This is a genomic window from Arthrobacter sp. TJ-238 (assembly GCF_058269215.1).
The window spans coordinates 146,351-163,550 of sequence record NZ_JBZCNH010000003.1; the positions used below are offsets into that span (position 1 = coordinate 146,351).

At 70.5% G+C, this 17,200-nt stretch carries 17 protein-coding genes; 7 read left to right on the forward strand and 10 right to left on the reverse strand.

Translation table 11 applies throughout. The annotated features are described in order from the left end of the window. Together AC4D2O_RS06805 and AC4D2O_RS06810 are read right to left on the reverse strand one after the other, a co-directional pair. The gene (locus AC4D2O_RS06805) at positions 1-399 is read right to left on the reverse strand and encodes an MmcQ/YjbR family DNA-binding protein (protein WP_490906053.1); all 399 of its coding nucleotides are present in this window, start codon (positions 397-399) and stop codon (positions 1-3) included. 71 nt (positions 400-470) lie between these two features. Then, a complete protein-coding gene (locus tag AC4D2O_RS06810) occupies positions 471-2,069 on the reverse strand; it encodes an ABC-F family ATP-binding cassette domain-containing protein (RefSeq protein ID WP_490906054.1) in 1,599 nt (532 codons plus the stop codon). Between the two features lie 167 nt (positions 2,070-2,236). On the opposite strand from AC4D2O_RS06810, the gene AC4D2O_RS06815 reads away from it, so the two are divergent. From AC4D2O_RS06815 to AC4D2O_RS06825, 3 genes are read left to right on the forward strand one after another with little or no spacing between them, the layout of a single operon-like run. Then, entirely contained in the window at positions 2,237-2,872 is a 636-nt protein-coding gene (locus tag AC4D2O_RS06815; RefSeq protein ID WP_490906055.1) for a biotin transporter BioY, read from the forward strand. Next, positions 2,869-3,579 carry an energy-coupling factor ABC transporter ATP-binding protein gene (locus AC4D2O_RS06820; RefSeq protein ID WP_490906056.1) on the forward strand — a complete coding sequence of 237 codons (711 nt, stop codon included), beginning with the start codon at positions 2,869-2,871 and terminating at the stop codon, positions 3,577-3,579. The genes AC4D2O_RS06815 and AC4D2O_RS06820 overlap by 4 nt, the downstream gene beginning before the upstream one ends. Further along, positions 3,576-4,286 carry an energy-coupling factor transporter transmembrane component T family protein gene (locus AC4D2O_RS06825; RefSeq protein WP_490906057.1) on the forward strand — a complete coding sequence of 237 codons (711 nt, stop codon included), beginning with the start codon at positions 3,576-3,578 and terminating at the stop codon, positions 4,284-4,286. Before AC4D2O_RS06820 ends, AC4D2O_RS06825 begins: the two co-directional genes overlap by 4 nt. A gap of 107 nt (positions 4,287-4,393) precedes the next feature. On the opposite strand, the gene AC4D2O_RS06830 is transcribed toward AC4D2O_RS06825, so the two are convergent. The 6 genes from AC4D2O_RS06830 to AC4D2O_RS06855 all read right to left on the reverse strand — a co-directional run bounded on the left by AC4D2O_RS06830 (position 4,394) and on the right by AC4D2O_RS06855 (position 9,704). Continuing rightward, the gene (locus AC4D2O_RS06830; protein WP_334209818.1) at positions 4,394-4,723 is read right to left on the reverse strand and encodes a metal-sulfur cluster assembly factor; all 330 of its coding nucleotides are present in this window, start codon (positions 4,721-4,723) and stop codon (positions 4,394-4,396) included. Between the two features lie 74 nt (positions 4,724-4,797). Continuing rightward, positions 4,798-5,565 (reverse strand): Fe-S cluster assembly ATPase SufC, encoded by a 768-nt coding sequence (gene sufC / locus AC4D2O_RS06835; RefSeq protein ID WP_490906058.1) that lies wholly within the window; start codon positions 5,563-5,565, stop codon positions 4,798-4,800. 56 nt (positions 5,566-5,621) lie between these two features. Continuing rightward, the gene (locus tag AC4D2O_RS06840) at positions 5,622-5,981 is read right to left on the reverse strand and encodes a non-heme iron oxygenase ferredoxin subunit (RefSeq protein ID WP_334209816.1); all 360 of its coding nucleotides are present in this window, start codon (positions 5,979-5,981) and stop codon (positions 5,622-5,624) included. Then, positions 5,981-7,315 (reverse strand): Fe-S cluster assembly protein SufD, encoded by a 1,335-nt coding sequence (gene sufD, locus AC4D2O_RS06845; protein WP_490906059.1) that lies wholly within the window; start codon positions 7,313-7,315, stop codon positions 5,981-5,983. The genes AC4D2O_RS06840 and sufD overlap by 1 nt, the downstream gene beginning before the upstream one ends. A gap of 2 nt (positions 7,316-7,317) precedes the next feature. Beyond that, positions 7,318-8,790 (reverse strand): Fe-S cluster assembly protein SufB, encoded by a 1,473-nt coding sequence (gene sufB / locus AC4D2O_RS06850; RefSeq protein ID WP_307082645.1) that lies wholly within the window; start codon positions 8,788-8,790, stop codon positions 7,318-7,320. Beyond that, positions 8,790-9,704, reverse strand: a complete 915-nt coding sequence (locus AC4D2O_RS06855) for a helix-turn-helix transcriptional regulator (RefSeq protein WP_490906060.1) — start codon at positions 9,702-9,704, stop codon at positions 8,790-8,792. The genes sufB and AC4D2O_RS06855 overlap by 1 nt, the downstream gene beginning before the upstream one ends. Positions 9,705-9,805: 101 nt before the next feature. Between AC4D2O_RS06855 and AC4D2O_RS06860 the strand changes: the two genes are divergently transcribed. Genes AC4D2O_RS06860 through AC4D2O_RS06870 form a run of 3 tightly spaced genes read left to right on the forward strand, consistent with a single transcriptional unit; the run spans position 9,806 to position 12,496 of the window. Further along, positions 9,806-10,756 (forward strand): ABC transporter ATP-binding protein, encoded by a 951-nt coding sequence (locus tag AC4D2O_RS06860; RefSeq protein WP_490906061.1) that lies wholly within the window; start codon positions 9,806-9,808, stop codon positions 10,754-10,756. Then, on the forward strand, positions 10,753-11,520 hold the full coding sequence (locus tag AC4D2O_RS06865; protein WP_490906062.1) for an ABC transporter permease: 768 nt from the start codon (positions 10,753-10,755) through the stop codon (positions 11,518-11,520). Before AC4D2O_RS06860 ends, AC4D2O_RS06865 begins: the two co-directional genes overlap by 4 nt. A gap of 4 nt (positions 11,521-11,524) precedes the next feature. Further along, on the forward strand, positions 11,525-12,496 hold the full coding sequence (locus AC4D2O_RS06870; protein ID WP_490906063.1) for a COX15/CtaA family protein: 972 nt from the start codon (positions 11,525-11,527) through the stop codon (positions 12,494-12,496). 39 nt (positions 12,497-12,535) lie between these two features. On the opposite strand, the gene AC4D2O_RS06875 is transcribed toward AC4D2O_RS06870, so the two are convergent. Together AC4D2O_RS06875 and AC4D2O_RS06880 are read right to left on the reverse strand one after the other, a co-directional pair. Further along, complete coding sequence (locus AC4D2O_RS06875; protein WP_490906064.1) at positions 12,536-13,435, reverse strand: dihydrodipicolinate synthase family protein; 900 nt, start codon at positions 13,433-13,435, stop codon at positions 12,536-12,538. 44 nt (positions 13,436-13,479) lie between these two features. After that, complete coding sequence (locus AC4D2O_RS06880) at positions 13,480-14,424, reverse strand: heme o synthase (protein ID WP_490906065.1); 945 nt, start codon at positions 14,422-14,424, stop codon at positions 13,480-13,482. Positions 14,425-14,912: 488 nt separating this feature from the next. Between AC4D2O_RS06880 and tkt the strand changes: the two genes are divergently transcribed. After that, positions 14,913-17,099 (forward strand): transketolase, encoded by a 2,187-nt coding sequence (gene tkt, locus AC4D2O_RS06885; RefSeq protein ID WP_490906066.1) that lies wholly within the window; start codon positions 14,913-14,915, stop codon positions 17,097-17,099. Positions 17,100-17,200 lie beyond the last annotated feature (101 nt).

The window sequence follows — 17,200 nt, forward strand, 5'->3', positions numbered from 1 at the left end:
TCACGGGGCGCCTCCCGGCCAGCCCAACGCGTGGCGGTGCGCGGCGGGCAGCGACGCGACCACCAGGTCGTAGGAGTCCTCGATCAGGTCGCGCACAGTCCCGTCCGGAAGATCCCCGTCGAGGCGTACCCCGTTCCAGTGCCTCTTGTTCAGGTGCCATGCACCCGTGATCTCTGGGTGGGCGGCGCGCAGCTGCTGGGCCAGCGCCGGCTCGCATTTGAGCGACACCGACGGCGGGTCGGCGTCCACCGGGGCGAGGGCGAAGATCTTGCCCGGAATGCCGGAGCCCTCCCGCCGGTCCGCCCGGACCCGGAACACCGCGATGTCCGGACCGAAGGGGTAGTCCTCGTAGGCGCCGCGGAAGGACAGGCACGAGGTCCGCAGCCAGTCGAAGTCCACGTCATCACCCTAGCGGCAGCCGGCCGGCCACGAGCAGCCTCGAGGATGCCGGCCGCTCCGTCCCGTCGAGGTCAGGCCAGGGTGACGAGCTCCAGGTAGTCCTGGTTCCAGAGGTCCTCGACGCCGTCGGGAAGCAGGACCACGCGCTCCGGGTCGAGGGCGTCGACCGCGCCCTCGTCGTGGCTGACCATCACCACGGCCCCGCTGTAGTTCTTGAGCGCCCCGAGGATCTCGGCGCGGCTGGCGGGGTCGAGGTTGTTCGTCGGCTCGTCGAGCAGCAGCACGTTCGCCGAGGAGGCGACGATCGTGGCGAGGGCGAGCCGGGTCTTCTCGCCGCCGGAGAGCACCCCGGCCGGCTTGTCGACGTCGTCGCCGGAGAACAGGAACGACCCGAGGATGCCGCGCACCTCGGCGTCCTGCATGTCCGGCGCCGAGGACTTCATGTTCTCGAGGACGGTCCGCTCGGTGTCGAGCGTCTCGTGCTCCTGCGCGTAGTAGCCGACCTTCAGGCCGTGACCGGCGATGACCTGCCCGGTGTCGGGCTTGTCCACCCCGGCGAGCATGCGCAGCAGGGTCGTCTTCCCCGCGCCGTTGAGCCCGAGGATCACCACCTTCGAGCCACGGTCGATCGCCAGGTCCACGTCGGTGAAGATCTCGAGCGAACCGTAGGACTTGCTGAGGCCCTCGGCCGTCATGGGGGTCTTGCCGCACGGCGACGGTTCCGGGAAGCGCAGGGCCGCGACGCGGTCCGACGCGCGCACGGCGTCGAGCCCGCCCAGCAGCCGCTCGGCACGCTTGGCCATGTTCTGGGCGGCGACGGCCTTGGACGCCTTCGCCCGCATCCTGTTCGCCTGGTCCATGAGGACCTGGGCCTTCTTCTCGGCGTTGGCGCGCTCGCGCTTGCGGGCCCGCTCGTCCGTCTCGCGCTGGAGCTGGTAGCGCTTCCAGCCCATGTTGTAGATGTCGATCGTCCCGCGGTTGGCGTCGAGCTGGAACACCTTGTTCACGGTGGCCTCGAGGAGTTCGACGTCGTGGCTGATCACGATCAGCCCGCCCTGGTGGTTCTTGAGGAAGTCGCGGAGCCACGCGATGGAGTCCGCGTCGAGGTGGTTCGTGGGCTCGTCGAGGAGCATCGTCTCGGCCCCGGAGAACAGGATGCGGGCCAGCTCGACGCGTCGGCGCTGGCCGCCGGAGAGGGTCTTGAGCGGCTGGTTGAGGATGCGCTCGGGCAGCGAGAGGTTCGAGGAGATGGACGCTGCCTCGGCCTCCGCCGCGTAGCCGCCGCCGGCGAGGAAGGCCGCCTCGATGCGGTCGTAGCGCGCCATCGCCTTGTTGCGCACGGACGTCTTCTCGCTCGCCATGTCCTCCTGCGCCTGGCGCAGTTCACCGACGACGGCATCGAGGTTGCGGGCCGAGAGGATGCGGTCCCGGGCGAGCTGTTCCATGTTCGGCGTCCGGGGGTCCTGGGGCAGGTACCCGATCTCCCCCGAGCGGGTCACCGTGCCGCCGGCGGGCAGCGACTCGCCGGCCAGCACCTTCGTGAGCGTCGTCTTGCCGGCGCCGTTGCGCCCCACGAGCCCGATCTTGTCGCCCCTGTCCACGCGGAAGGAGACCTCGTCCATGAGCAGGCGGGCTCCGGCCCGGAGCTCCAGGTTCGATACGCTAATCACGGGTGGACCTTTCGATGGTGCTGGAGACGGCGTTTGTTGTAGGAATCCCACAAGGGAGTCCCGGATGACCGGCGCTAGTCTCGGTACAGAAGCAGGTGCGGCTGGAGGGAACCGACATATCACCGGAGTGGCCGGTGCGACTCCGGCCCGCTGAAGGAGGATGTCCCATGCAGCCAGCCGGAACAGCCGATGCAGGACCGGCCCGCAGCCGCCGGCCGTCGTCCCGCCGGAGATGGGATACCACCGATCTCTCGCTGGTCGCGGTCTTCGCCGCCCTCATCGCCGCCCTGGCAATCCTACCCGGAATACCAGTGGGTCCGCTCGGGGTGCCCATCACACTCCAGACCCTCGGCGTGATGCTCGCCGGCGTGGTGCTCGGGCCGGGCCGCGGCACGGCCGCCGTCCTGCTCTACCTCGTCGCGGGGCTGATCGGCCTGCCGGTGTTCAGCGGCTTCAGCGGAGGCTTCGGCGTCCTCGCCGGGCCGTCCGCCGGGTACCTCCTGGCGTTCCCGCTGGCCGCCCTCGTCGCCGGGTCGCTGGCCGTCGTCGTCCTGCGCAGGGCCGAGCGCTTCCGCACGGGCCTGTTGTTCCTCGCCTGCCTCGCTGCGAGCCTGACGACCGTCCATCCGCTCGGCATCGCGGGACTCGTCGTGAACGCAGGGCTGCCCCTGCGGGACGCGATCGTCGTCGACGCCGCCTACCTCCCCGGGGACGTCCTGAAGAACCTCCTGGCGGCGGTGCTCGCCGTGTCCGTCCACCGGGCGTTCCCGCGCCTGCTCGGCGGGCGGCGCGCGGACGCGTGATCGAGTTCCGGGGCGCGAGCGTCCGCGCCGACGGCGGAAGGACGCTCCTCCACCCGCTCAGCCTGACCCTGACCGAGCACCGGATCTCGGTGATCGGGGCCAACGGGTCCGGCAAGTCGACACTCCTCCGCCTCGTCAACGGCCTCCTCGTGCCCTCCGGGGGGTCCGTCGCCGTCCTCGGCCGGGACACCCGGTCCGAGGGGCACGCCGTCCGGCGCAGCGTCGGCTTCGTGTTCACCGATCCGCTCTCGCAGCTCGTCCTGCCCACGGGGCGCGAGGACGTGGAGCTGTCCCTGCGGTCCCGGAAGCTGCCGGCGGCGGAGCGGCGGCGGCAGGGTGAGGCCGTCCTGCGCCGCTTCGGTGTGGAGCACCTGGCCGACCGCAGCATCTACGACCTCTCGGGCGGGGAACGGCAGATCCTCGCCCTCGCCGTGGTCCTGGCCGTGGAGCCGCGCATCCTCGTGGCCGACGAGCCCACCACCCTGCTGGACCTCCGGAACGACGCCCGCGTACGGTCGCTCATCGCGGGCCTCGACCAGCAGGTGGTGTTCACCACGCACAACCTCGACTTCGCCCTCGAGAGCGACAGGACGCTCGTGGTCGACGACGGCCGGATCGTCTTCGACGGGCCGCCGGCCGAGGCGGTGGCCCGCTACCGCGCGGTCGCTGCAGCATCCGTGTCCGCGTCGGGAGCGGACGCGACGTGAGGGGCTTCGGCAGCACGCTCGGGTTGTACCGGCCCGGCTCGGGCTTCCTCTACCGGGTGCCGCTGTGGCCGAAGGCGGTCGTGTCCCTCGCGTGCGCCGTCGTCGTGATCGCGTGGCGCTCACCGGCGACGAGCGCCGTCGCCCTCGTGCTCGCGCTCGGGGCCCTGACCGTCGGCGCGCGCCGCTCCCCCGCATGCGTCCTCCAGATGCTCCTGCCGGCGCTCCCCGTGCTGGGGATCCTCGCGGTGTACCAGGGCGTGACCCAGGGCTGGCCGCAGGCGGTGGCCGTGGTCGGCGGTATCGCGGCGTGCCTGCTCGCGGCGCGGGCCGTGACCCTCACGACGCCCCTGCAGGACCTGCTCGACGGCGTGGCGCGCCTCGCGGAGCCTTTCCGCGCGGTGGGTGCCGACCCGGAGCGGTTCGCTCTCGCGCTGTCCATCATGCTGCGCAGCATCCCGTACCTCGCGGGCCTGTTCGTCGACGTCCGCGACGCGGCGCGCGCGCGAGGGCTGGAGCGCAATCCGCGCGTCGCGGTGACTCCGCTGGTGGTCGGCGCCGTGGCGTACGCGCACCGTACGGGCGAGGCCCTCGCGGCGCGGGGTCTGGGCGACGACGGGCAGGACGACGGACAGGACCACGGGCAGGACGACGGACAGGACCACGGGCAGGACCACGGGCAGGACGCGGGAGGCGGGAGCCGCCCTTGACGATCGACCGCCCGCGGGGAGTCAGGTCTCCCGGGATGGCCGAAGGGCGGTCCCGGCGCATGCCGGAACCGCCCTTCGACCTTTGGTGCTGCTACTGGTGCTGGTGCTCAGATGTTGAAGCCGAGGGCCCGCATCTGGTCGCGTCCGTCCTCGGTGATCCGCTCGGGACCCCACGGCGGCATCCACACCCAGTTGAGCCGCCACTCGTCGACGACGCCGTCCAGCGCCTGGCCCACCTGCTCCTCGAGCACATCGGTCAGCGGGCAGGCGGCGGTGGTGAGGGTCATGTCGATCAGGAGGGCGCCGTCCTCCGCGTAGTTCAGGCCGTACAGGAGACCGAGGTCGACGATGTTCACGCCGAGCTCCGGGTCGATCACGTCCCGCAGCGCTTCCTCGATGTCATCCAGCGCGGTCGGCGCCTGCTGCACATCACTCATGCGACTCTTCCTTTCAGGCGATGGTCAAGCCATCTTCAAACTGTCGGCGCGCGTCCGCGCCGGAGAACGTGGTCCTAGGCCTCGACCGCGGACTGCGCCGTGAAACGATCGTAGCCCTCTTCCTCGAGGCGGTCCGCGAGTTCCGGTCCGCCCTCCTCGGCGATGCGCCCGGCGACGAAGACGTGCACGAAGTCCGGCTTGATGTAGCGCAGGATCCGCGTGTAGTGGGTGATGAGCAGCGTGCCCATCCCGCCCTTGGCGTGCTCGCGGTTGACTCCCTCGGAGACGACCTTGAGGGCGTCGACGTCGAGGCCGGAGTCGGTCTCGTCGAGGATGGCGAACCTGGGGCGGAAGAGCTCGAGCTGGAGGATCTCCACCCGCTTCTTCTCGCCGCCCGAGAAGCCCTCGTTGACGTTGCGCTGGGCGAAGTCCGCGTCGATGCGCAGCTGCGCCATGGCGGTCTTGACGTCCTTGGTCCAGTGGCGGAGGCTCGGGGCCTCGCCGTCGAGCGCGGTCTTCGCGGTGCGCAGGAAGTTGGTCATGGTCACGCCCGGGACCTCGACGGGGTACTGCATGGCGAGGAAGAGACCCGCGCGGGCCCGCTCGTCGACGCTCATGGACAGGACGTCCTCGCCGTCGAGCGTGATGGAACCGCTGTCCACCTTGTAGCGCGGGTGGCCGGCGATGGTCGACGCCAGGGTCGACTTGCCGGAGCCGTTCGGGCCCATGATGGCGTGGGTCTCGCCGGTGTTGATGGTCAGCGTGACGCCCCGGAGGATGGGGACGTTGCCCTGCTCGGTGTCGATGCTGACGTGCAGGTCCTTGATTTCAAGTGTGCTCATGGTGTTCTTTCTTCGTCGCCTGCTGGGCAGGGAGGGGGACGGGAAGGGGGCGGCGGCTAGCCGAGCTGCGGGGCGGGTGCTCCGTTGGTGACCGTCGCGACGTCCACGTAGACGTCGCCGTCGTGGATCTCGAGTGCGAACACCGGGACGGGCTCGTACGCCGGGAGCTGCAGCGGGGCACCGCTGCGCAGGTCGAACTGGGAGCCGTGGCCCCAGCATTCGATGGCGCACCCCTCGACGTCGCCCTCGGAGAGGGAGATGTCCGCGTGGGAGCACGTGTCGCCCAGCGCGTGGATCTCGCCGTCGGAGTCGCGGACGACGACCACGGGGTAGTCGTCGATCAGGACGCGCAGCGCCTGCTTGACCTGGATGTCGTCGACACTGCAGATCAGCTCGCCGCGGGGCGCGTCGGCCATCAGAGGTTTCCTGCCGCGAGCTCGCGCTCCACCGACTCGGAGAGGCGCTCCTCGAGGGCGGGGACCTTGATCTGCTGGATGACCTCGGTGAGGAAGCCGCGGACCACGAGGCGGCGGGCGGCCTTCTCGGGGATGCCGCGGGCCATCAGGTAGAACAGGTGCTCGTCGTCGAAGCGGCCGGTGGCGCTGGCGTGACCGGCACCCTCGATGAGGCCCGTCTCGATCTCGAGGTTCGGCACGGAGTCCGAGCGCGCGCCGTCCGTGAGGATCAGGTTGCGGTTCGTCTCGTAGGTGTCGGTGCCCTCGGCAGCCTTCCGGATCAGCACGTCGCCGACCCAGACGGTGTGCGCGTCGGCGCCCTGCAGCGCGCCCTTGTAGGTGACGCGCGACTTGCAGTTGGGAACGGCGTGGTCCACGAGGAGGCGCTGCTCGAGGTGCTGGCCGGCGTCGGCGAAGTACAGCCCGTACATCTCGACCTCGGCGCCGGTGGCGGTGAAGATCGACGACGGCGTGAGCCGTACGAGGTCACCGCCGAGGCTGACGACCACGTGCTTGTAGCGGGCGTCGCGGCCCACCTTGGCCTGCTGCGAGGACACGTGCACGGCGTCGTCGTCCCATTCCTGGACGCTGACGACGGTCAGCTCCGCGCCGTCGCCGACGATGATCTCGACGTTCTGGGCGAGCGTGACCGATCCGGAGTGGTCCAGGACGACGACGGCCTTGGAGAAGGCCTCGGCGTGGATGAGGATGTGCTGCGCCGCGGCGTCCGCGGCCGAACCGATGACACCGACCATGACCTCGCCGTCGGCCACCGTCTCCTTCGGGATGGTGATCACGGTCGCGTGGGAGAACGCGTTCCACGCTGCGGCGGAGACGCGGTCCTCGGGCGTCGCCGCGGAGCCGAGGCGGGCATCGGTGCGCTCGACCGTCTCCACGGTGACGTTCCCGGCACCGGTGACCTCGACGGCGGGAGCGGTCCCGGTCAGGGCGTCGGTGTGCAGTCCGCGCAGGCGCTTGAGCGGCGTGAAGCGCCAGTCCTCCTCGAGCCCGGTGAGCGTCGGGAAGTCGGCGAGGTCGAAGGACCTGCGCCGCTCGCCCCGCGATGCCTCGGGCACCACGGGGGCGTTGCCGTGGCTGTGCTTCTTGAGGCCGAACTGCTCCGAGCCCTCGTTGCGGGCGGAGAGGCTCTCGCCCTCCTCCGTCAACCCGTCGATGGCGGCCGAGGCACCCGAGGGGGCGCCCAGGCGGGCCTTCTCGTCGAGGTCGCCGAGATCGGTGACCTCGCCCTCGGGGTCGGTGGTGGGCGATATGTCCGTGTGGGTGGTCTCAGCCATTACTAGCCTACGGCCCCTTCCATCTGCAGTTCGATCAGCCGGTTCAGCTCGAGCGCGTACTCCATGGGCAGCTCGCGGGCGATCGGCTCGATGAAGCCGCGCACGATCATGGCCATGGCCTCGTCCTCGGGGAGCCCGCGGGACATGAGGTAAAACAGCTGCTCCTCGCTGACGCGCGACACGGTGGCCTCGTGGCCCATGGTGACGTCGTCCTCGCGGATGTCCACGTACGGGTACGTGTCCGAGCGCGAGATGGTGTCGACCAGCAGCGCGTCGCAGCGCACCGTGTTCGCGGAGTGCTTGGCGCCGTCGCGCACCTGGACCAGCCCGCGATAGGCGGCTCGCCCACCGCCGCGTGCCACGGACTTGGAGATGATCGAGGACTTGGTGTTCGGCGCAATGTGCACCATCTTCGATCCGGTGTCCTGGTGCTGTCCCTCGCCGGCGAAGGCGATGGAGAGCGTCTCGCCCTTGGCGTGCTCACCGACCAGGTACACGGCCGGGTACTTCATGGTGACCTTCGAGCCGATGTTGCCGTCGATCCACTCCATGGTGGCGCCCTCGTGCGCGATGGCGCGCTTGGTCACCAGGTTGTACACGTTGTTCGACCAGTTCTGGATGGTGGTGTAGCGGACGCGGGCGCCCTTCTTGACCACGATCTCGACGACGGCCGAGTGCAGGGAGTCCGACGTGTAGATCGGGGCGGTGCAGCCCTCGATGTAGTGCACGTAGGAGTCCTCGTCGGCGATGATGAGCGTGCGCTCGAACTGGCCCATGTTCTCGGTGTTGATCCGGAAGTAGGCCTGCAGCGGGATCTCGACGTGGACGCCCTTCGGCACGTACACGAACGAGCCGCCGGACCACACCGCGGTGTTGAGCGAGGCGAACTTGTTGTCGCCCACAGGGATGATCGTGCCGAAGTACTCCTTGAAGATCTCCGGGTGCTCGCGCAGTGCGGTGTCGGTGTCGAGGAAGATGACGCCCTGGCGCTCGAGGTCCTCACGGAGCTGGTGGTACACCACCTCGGACTCGTACTGGGCGGCGACGCCGGAAACGAGCCGGGCACGCTCCGCCTCGGGGATGCCGAGCTTCTCGTACGTGTTCCGGATGTCCTCGGGGAGGTCCTCCCACGTGTTCGCCTGCTTCTCCGTGGAGCGCACGAAGTACTTGATGTTGTCGAAGTCGATGCCGGAGAGGTCCGCGCCCCAGGCCGGCATGGGCTTGCGGTCGAAGTACTTGAGGCCCTTGAGGCGGAGATCGAGCATCCACTCGGGCTCGTTCTTCTTGGCGGAGATGTCGCGGACGACCTCCTCGCTCAGGCCACGGCGCGCGTTGTCGCTGGCCTCGTTCTTGTCGGCCCAGCCGTACTGGTAGGTGCCGATGCCCTCGAGCTCCGGGTTCTTCTCCAGGATGTCGGTGATCACCGACTCCGGCACTGCCGACGCAACTGGCTTGCGGTCTACTTGATCCGTCATCATGGCCTTCCTTGCTGATGGATGGATAGCGTTGCTGGGGTGCCGGGGGTCGCTGCTGCCGGATCATCCGGTGTCGCGGCGGGCCCGGAGGCGTCAGGGGTGCCCGGTGGGGGCACCGCCGTCGTCCGTCCCAGGGGTATATGGGTGGTGCAGACGTGGCCGCCGGCGGCGAGCGTCGACAGGCGGCGCACGTCGACGCCGAGCAGGCGGGCGAACACGCCCGTCTCCTGCTCGCAGAAGGCGGGGAAGGCGGAGGCGAGGCCCTGGATGGGGCAGTGCCCCTGGCAGAGCTGGACGCTGAGCATCACCGGACGGGCGCGCGGGACGCTCCGGGCGCCGCGTCCCTGCGGCAGGCCCACGGTCTTGGTGGAGCCGACGAAGCCGTCCGTGGTCAGCGCGGCGGCCAGGGCCCGCGCGCGTGCCTCCAGGTCAGGCCCCGCAGCCTCGACGATGGGGCGGTAGCGCTCCTCCATGCCGGCGAACCGCGTGCGGGCGAACTCCTCGATGGCCGCCGGTCCGGCCGCTGCACCCAACTGGGCGAGGGCGGCCGTGGCGATGTCGAGGTAGTCGTTGCCCATCTTGGCCTGGCCGCGCTGACTGAGGACGTAGCGGCGGGCAGGACGGCCGGCGCCGGTCGCCGAGGCGCGGGAGCGCTTGACCTCGATCAGCCCGTCCTGCGACAGGGCGTCGAGGTGGCGGCGCATGGCCGCCGGGGTGAAGCCGAGGCCGTCACCGAGCTCCGCCGCACTGACGGGGCCACGTTCGAGGACGGCGGACAGGACGCGGTCGCGGGTGCGCTCGTCGGGGTCCGGCGAGACGATCTGCGCCGTCCGGCCGGCGGGGGCGTCGGCAGGAGCCTGGGCGTCAGCGCGGGATGTTGCGGTCACGGTCCACTCCTCACTGTCGGCACACATTAGACAACACAAGCATGACCTAATGTATTCCGCGCCACCAGTTAGGCGAGGCTACCCATCGGCAGCCCCGGCTCGATTACTACCTGACGTAGAATAAGGGCGTGCCGACACCTCCCCCAGCCCTCGAGATCGACGGCCTCATCAAGGACTTCGGTCCCGTCGGCGCCCTCGACGGGCGGATGGTGCGCGTGCTCGAGGGCGTGAGCCTGAGCGCGTCCCGCGGCGCCGTCACGGTCCTCCTCGGAGCGAACGGAGCGGGCAAGACGACGACGCTCGAATGCGCCCAGGGACTCCAGCGCGCCGACGGCGGCACGGTGCGCCTCCTCGGCGAGGACCCGTACCGCGCCTCCCCGCACCTGCGCGCGAGAGTGGGGGTGATGCTCCAGGACGGCGGGCTCCCGCCGTCCGTGCGCCCCATGGCCCTCCTGCGGCACGTCGCCTCCATGTACAGCTCGCCGCTGCCGGTCGATGCCCTCGCCGAGCGCCTCGGGCTCGACGAGTTCGGGAGCGTGTCCATCCGCAGGCTCTCCGGCGGGCAGAAGCAGCGCCTGGCCCTCGCGTGCGCCCTCGTGGGGCGGCCCGAGGTCGTGTTCCTCGACGAGCCGAGCGCGGGCCTCGACCCGCAGTCCCGCACCATCGTGTTCGAGCTGATCCGCGAGCTGCGCGCCGACGGCCTCGCCGTCATCCTGACCACACACCTGCTCGGCGACGCCCAGCGGCTCGCGGACTACGTCTACATCCTCGAGGGGGGCCGGACCGTCGCCGAGGGCACCGTTGCCGCCCTGACCGCGGACAAGGACGCCGACGGCATGCGGGAGCTGCGGTTCGAGACGGTGCCCGGCCTCACGCTGCCACCGGATCTCCTCCCCCACCTGCACCAGCGCGAGGACGAGCCGGGACAGTACGTCCTCCGGGGCGCCCTCACGGCCGCCGACGTCGCGAACCTGGCCCGCTGGTGGGACGCCTGCGGCGTCATGCCCACGGCGATCTCCATGGCACCGCGTTCCCTCGAGGACGTCTTCCTCGACATCTCCGGAAGGAGCATCCGATGAGCGCGGCATCCTCCCCCGCCCCCGGCACGGCGGCACCCCTCGTGGCGCGCGTGCTGCGGCACGGCGGCTACGAGGCACTGGCCATGCTCCGCAACGGCGAGCAGCTCGTCCTGGCGATCGTCCTGCCGCTCCTGGCGCTGACAGCCCTGGTGATCACGCCGCTGCTGGACGCGTACGGGCCCAGCCGCATCGACGTCGCCGCGCCCGGCGTCCTGGCCCTCTGCACCATGTCCACCGCCTTCACGGGACAGGGCATCGCCACGGGCTTCGACCGCCGCTACGGCGTCCTCCGGTTCCTGTCGACCACCCCGCTCGGCCGATCCGGGCTCATTCTCGGCAAGGCCGTCGCCGTCGCCGCCGTCCTCGCCGTCCAGCTCGTGGTCATCGGCGGTGCCGCGCTGCTCATGGGCTGGTCGCCGCGGGCCGAGGGACTGCTCCCGGCCGTCCTGCTGCTGCTCGTCGGGTCCGCAGCCTTCACGGCCCTCGGCCTGCTCGTGGCCGGGACCCTGCGCCCCGAGGCCACGCTCGCCGTCACCAACCTCGTGTGGATCCTGCTCGCCGCGGCGGGCGGGGTCATCATCCCGGCGGCGAGCCTGCCCGCCGCCGCCGAACCGTTCGTCGCCGTCCTCCCGTCCGCCGCACTGGGCGACGGACTGCGGAGCGCCCTCGCGGACGGCATCCTCGATCCCATCGCGTGCCTGGTGCTCCTCGCCTGGGCCGCCCTCGCCGGCCTCGCGGCCATCCGCTGGTTCAAATGGAGCTGACCGAATGACCATCCCCGTCCTGTCCCGCGTCCGCGGGGCCCTCCCCCGCGACACCACACCGCTCGTACGCAGACTGGCCGTCGCGTCCCTCGTCTCGCAGATCGCCATCGTGGTCACGGGCGGCGCGGTGCGCCTGACGGCGTCGGGTCTCGGCTGCCCCGAGTGGCCGCGCTGCACGCCCGACTCGATCATCACCACCCCCGAGATGGGCTTCCACGGCGTCGTCGAGTTCGGCAACCGGCTCCTGACCTTCGTCCTGGTGATCATCGCCCTCGCGATGATCGTCGCGGTCCTCGGCCTGCGGCGGGAACGCAAGGATCTCTTCCGGCTGTCCATCGGGCTCTTCCTCGGCATCCCGGCGCAGGCCGTGATCGGCGGCATCACGGTCTGGACGGACCTCAACCCCTGGGTGGTGGGCCTGCACTTCGTCGTGTCCATGATCCTCGTCGCCCTCGCGACGGTGCTGGTCGACCGTGCGCGGCTCACCACGGAGCAGTACCGGAGTCGGCGCGCGCCCGCCGCTCCGCCCCTCCTGCGCCAACTGCTCGTCACCGCGACGGTGCTGACCTCCGTCGCCATCCTCCTCGGCGTGGTGGTGACGGGATCCGGCCCCCACGCCGGCGACCACGGCGCAGCCCGGAACGGGCTCGACGCCCTCCTGGCGACCCGCCTGCACGCCCTCCCGGTGTACCTGCTCGTCGCCACCGTGGCGCTCGCCGTCGTCGTCGCGTACCGCAGCGGCGTCCACGGGACGCTGCGCAGGGCGCTCACGCTGCTGGCCGTCGTCGTCGTGGTCCAGGGCGCCATCGGGTACACGCAGCACTTCCTGCACCTGCCCATCGCCCTCGTGGCCCTGCACATGCTGGGGGCGTCGCTGCTCATGGCGGCCGCGGTCCACGCGCTCTACATCGGGACGACGACGAAACCGCTGCCGGGCGCGACGGTCCGTGCCGGAGTGCGGGAGTCCGTGGCGTAGGAGTCGGGAACGACGGCGGGGTCCCGTGCCGGTCCTGCCTCAGTCGTCGTCGAACTCCGCCTGGAGCACGTCGAGCAGGCGACCGAGTTCGCGCAGCTCGGACCCGGGGCTCGGCAGCAGGGGCGGGCGGGGGTCTCCTGCGGCGATGCCGCATGCACGCGCCAGCAGGTGCAGCCCGCTGATCTTCCGCAGTCCCGCCACATGGTCGACCAGCGGTTCGAGGACATGCCGCACGCGGTCGATCGCGTGCCGGTCACCGGCGACGACGGCGGCGCGGAGGCGGGCGTAGTACGCGGGAAGGAGCGCCGCGGGGCCGCTGTGCCACGCATCGGCCGCGACCTCCCCGGTCATCATGAGGAGGTCGCCGCTCACGCCGTGGCTGAAGCCCTCGGGGACGAGTGGGGCGAGTCGTGCATGCCGCGCGTTGAATGTCGCGGCGTCGGCGGCAGTGTCCTTGAACGCGACGACCTGCGGTAGCGCGGACAGTTCGGCGACCACCTGCAGCGAGTAGTCGAACTGCGTGGTGCCCGGGTTGTTGTACAGGCAGATCGGCAGGTCGGTGGCCGAGCAGATGGCGTGCACCTGTGCCACGACCTCGTCGTCGGTCAGCGGGACGTACGAGACGGGAGAGAGGACGAGGCCGTCCGCGCCGGCCGCCTGTGCGTCGGCGGCGGCGTCGAGCACCTCACGCGTCCCCACGGAACTGATGCCGACGGCCACCGGCACCCGTCCGTCCACGGACTCGATGGCCGTCCGGGCCACGAGGGAGCGTTCCGCGCGGTCGAGGTAGGCGAAGCTTCCGGAGGACCCGAGCACCGTGACGGCGTCGACCGCCGTCGTGGCCAGGTGGCCCACGAGGCCGCGGAGATCGTCCCGGCTCACGGAACCGTCGGCGGCGAACGGGGTGACGGGGTAGGCGATGAGGCCGGTGAAGTCCATGGCAGCAAGCCTAAGCGGGACGGACAGGTACCGTCGCGCCGGGATCAGGCGAGGACGGCCGATCCGACGAAGGGGTCGATCGCGAGGGCCAGGAACAGCACCGTCAGGTAGCTGATGGAGCCGTGGAAGACCTTCATCGCGGCCTTGCTGCTCAGTTCGCCCTGCTGCGCCAGCGAGTACAGGCGGTGGGACTCGCGGATGAACCAGGCACCGCCGACGAGCGCAGCCACGGAGTAGACCCACCCGGCGCCGGCGGGGATCAGCAGGAGCGAGCAGGCCACCATGGCCCACGCGTACAGGACCACCTGCACGGACACCACGCGCGCGCCGGCAATGGCGCCGAGCATCGGGACGCTCGCTGCACGGTAGTCGTCGCCGTACTTCATGGACAAAGGCCAGTAATGCGGCGGCGTCCACAGGAAGATGATGAGGAACAGCACGACGGCGGGCCACTCGATCGAGTTGGTGACCGCCGCCCAGGCGATGAGCACGGGCATGCAGCCGGCGGCCCCGCCCCAGACGATGTTCTGCGACGTGCGGCGCTTGAGCACGAGGGTGTAGACCACGACGTACAGGAAGATCGCGGCGACCCCGAGCATCCCGGCCAGCGGGTTGGCGCCGAACCAGAGGACGGCGATCGCCACGACGCCGAGGATCCACGAGAAGGCGAGAGCCTCGCGCGGTGTCACCTCGCCCGTGACGAGCGGGCGGTTCTCCGTGCGGTGCATGAGCTTGTCGATGTCACGGTCGATATAGCAGTTGAACGCCCCCGCGCTACCGGCCGCGAGTGCACCGCCGACCATGGTGGCGAGGATCAGTCCGAGGGGCGGGAAGCCGCCCTGCGCGAAGATCATCGTGGGAAGGGTGGTCACCAGGAGAAGCTCGATCACGCGGGGCTTCGTCAGCGCGAGGTAGGCCTTCGCCTTGCGCCCGAAACCCTGACGGGCCTGCGGGGAACGTGCCGGAGCAGGAACCTGCTGGGTCTTCACGAGGCAACACTTTCGATTCTTCCGGAGTAAAAGACAACGCCATCATACCCTTTTACGCCGTGTAGAAATCGGCGCCGGATCCCGGCAGCGCGGCCCTTGCGAACCGCGGGGACGGTCGCTCGACCGCGCCCGTCCCGGTCTGCACCGCCCGCGGACGGTGCACGGGACGCCCGCGCCCACGGTCCGACAGGACGAGCGGTCCCCGCCGGGCACCGGCGCACGGCGTGCCGGGCCGCAGCAGTGCAACCTCGTAATGTGAGGAAGGACATTCTTCGCCTCCCACGGTGCAACGCTGTCCGGAAGGGATAGTGTGGATTCGAAAGCCCGCTGTGGAAGCGCCTCCGGACCATGATGCCCGGATTCAGTGCTGTCCCCGGTCGGAGCCTAACTTCGCAGGATTCAACGGTGAACGGCCAGCCCGACGGCGTGCCCCGAGGTACGCCGTCGCCAGCTAGGGTGCCGTTCCGGACAGAGAGGGGCCCGGAAACGTGCCACAGACGCAAGAGCAGGAACTGACCTGGACCGAACTGGACCAGAAGGCGGTCGACACCGTCCGCATCCTCGCGGCGGATGCCGTGGAGAAGGTGGGGAACGGACACCCGGGCACGGCGATGAGTCTCGCACCGGCCGCCTACCTCCTCTTTCAGAAGCTGATGCGGCACGACCCCTCGGACCCCGAGTGGACCGGACGCGACCGCTTCGTCCTCTCCCCCGGCCACACCTCGCTGACCCTCTACATCCAGCTCTTCCTGTCCGGCTACGGCCTGGAGCTCGACGATCTCAAGGCCCTCCGCACCTGGGGCTCCCTCACCCCTGGACACCCCGAGTACCGCCACACCAAGGGCGTGGAGATCACCACCGGCCCCCTGGGCCAGGGCCTCGCCACGGCCGTCGGCTTCGCCTACGGCCAGCGCCGCCAGCGCGGCATGTTCGACGCCGACGCCCCGGCCGGCACCAGCCCCTTCGACCACACCATCTGGGTCATCGCCTCGGACGGCGACCTCCAGGAGGGCGTCACCTCCGAGGCCTCGTCCCTCGCGGGCCACCAGCAGCTCGGTAACCTCGTGGTGCTCTACGACGAGAACCACATCTCCATCGAGGACGACACCGACGTCGCCTTCACCGAGGACGTGCTGAAGCGCTACGAGGCGTACGGCTGGCACACGCAGCGCGTGGACTGGACGAAGACCGGCAAGTACGTCGAGGACGTCGCCGAGCTCTACACGGCCCTCGTCGCCGCGAAGAACGAGACCTCCCGCCCGAGCATCGTCTCGCTGCGCACCATCATCGGCTACCCCGCGCCGAACAAGCAGAACACCGGCAAGATCCACGGCTCGGCGCTCGGCAAGGACGAGGTCGCGGCACTGAAGGAAGCCCTGGGCTTCGACCCTGCGCAGCACTTCGACGTCGACCCGCAGGTCCTCGAGCATGCGCGCGGTGTGGTGCAGCGCGGATCCGAGGCGCACGGCGCCTGGCAGGAGGGCTTCGACGCCTGGAAGGCGGGCCACGCCGAGGAGGCAGCCCTGCTCGAGCGGATCCAGGCACGCACCCTCCCCGAGGGCTGGGAGTCCAGCCTCCCCAGCTTCGAGGCCGGCAAGGACATGTCCACCCGGGCGGCCTCCGGCAAGGTCCTCACGGCCATCGGTCCCGTGCTCCCCGAACTGTGGGGCGGCAGCGCGGACCTGGCCGAGTCGAACAACACGACCATCGAGGGATCCCCCTCCTTCATCCCGGAGAGCCGGCAGACGAAGTCCTGGTCCGGCAACCAGTACGGACGGGTGCTGCACTTCGGCATCCGCGAGCACGCGGCCGCCGCCATCGTCAACGGCATCGTGATGCACAGCAGCACGCGTGCGTTCTCGGGCACCTTCCTGATCTTCAGCGACTACCAGCGTCCCGCCGTCCGCCTCGGCGCCCTGATGGGCGTGCCGGCGATCTACGTCTGGACGCACGACTCCATCGGCCTGGGCGAGGACGGCCCCACGCACCAGCCCGTCGAGCAGCTCTCCTCGCTGCGGACCCTCCCCGGACTGGACGTGGTCCGCCCCGGTGACGCGAACGAGGTCGCGATCGCCTGGCGTACCATCCTCGAGAACACCGAGAACCCCGCGGGCATCGTCCTCACGCGCCAGAACATCCCGACCTACGAGCGGGGCGACGGCGCCGCGACGGGTGACACGTTCGGTTCGGCCGAGGGCGTCGCGAAGGGCGGGTACGTGCTCGCCGAGGCGAAGAGCGGCACCCCCGATGTCATCCTCATCGGCACGGGCTCCGAGGTGCAGCTCGCCGTCGAGGCCCGCGAGCAGCTCGAGTCACAGGGCATCTCGGCGCGCGTCGTCTCCATGCCGTGCCTCGAGTGGTTCAACGCCCAGGACGCCGCCTACCGCGACAGCGTCCTTCCGCGCACCATCCGCGCCCGCGTCTCGGTCGAGGCAGGCGTCTCGCAGAGCTGGCACGGGATCGTCGGCGACGCCGGCCGGAGCGTCTCGCTCGAGCACTTCGGCGCCTCCGCCGACTACAAGACGCTCTACCGCGAGTTCGGCATCACGGCCGACGCCGTCGTAGCGGCAGCGAAGGACTCGCTCGAGGCCGTTGCCGCCGACCCCCTGGCACCCAACGGCACGGCCGCGATGCCCTCCGGCCACCACGCCACGGAGACCGGCGACCAGCAGTAGCCCGCACCGCTCCCGGGCCCCGGCCCGGGAGCGGCCCTCCACCTCTTCTCGATCCGTCCGATCCGTCCGATCCGTTCACGACACATCTCCGCGGAAGCGGA

Coding starts and splice junctions, on each gene's coding strand:
- AC4D2O_RS06815 (WP_490906055.1), top strand. CDS start 2,237: ATGCAGCCAGCCGGAACAGCCGATGCAGGACCGGCCCGCAGCCGCCGG.
- AC4D2O_RS06830 (WP_334209818.1), bottom strand. CDS start 4,723: ATGAGTGATGTGCAGCAGGCGCCGACCGCGCTGGATGACATCGAGGAA.
- sufC (WP_490906058.1), bottom strand. CDS start 5,565: ATGAGCACACTTGAAATCAAGGACCTGCACGTCAGCATCGACACCGAG.
- AC4D2O_RS06840 (WP_334209816.1), bottom strand. CDS start 5,981: ATGGCCGACGCGCCCCGCGGCGAGCTGATCTGCAGTGTCGACGACATC.
- sufD (WP_490906059.1), bottom strand. CDS start 7,315: ATGGCTGAGACCACCCACACGGACATATCGCCCACCACCGACCCCGAG.
- sufB (WP_307082645.1), bottom strand. CDS start 8,790: ATGACGGATCAAGTAGACCGCAAGCCAGTTGCGTCGGCAGTGCCGGAG.
- AC4D2O_RS06855 (WP_490906060.1), bottom strand. CDS start 9,704: ATGTGTGCCGACAGTGAGGAGTGGACCGTGACCGCAACATCCCGCGCT.
- AC4D2O_RS06865 (WP_490906062.1), top strand. CDS start 10,753: ATGAGCGCGGCATCCTCCCCCGCCCCCGGCACGGCGGCACCCCTCGTG.
- AC4D2O_RS06870 (WP_490906063.1), top strand. CDS start 11,525: ATGACCATCCCCGTCCTGTCCCGCGTCCGCGGGGCCCTCCCCCGCGAC.
- AC4D2O_RS06875 (WP_490906064.1), bottom strand. CDS start 13,435: ATGGACTTCACCGGCCTCATCGCCTACCCCGTCACCCCGTTCGCCGCC.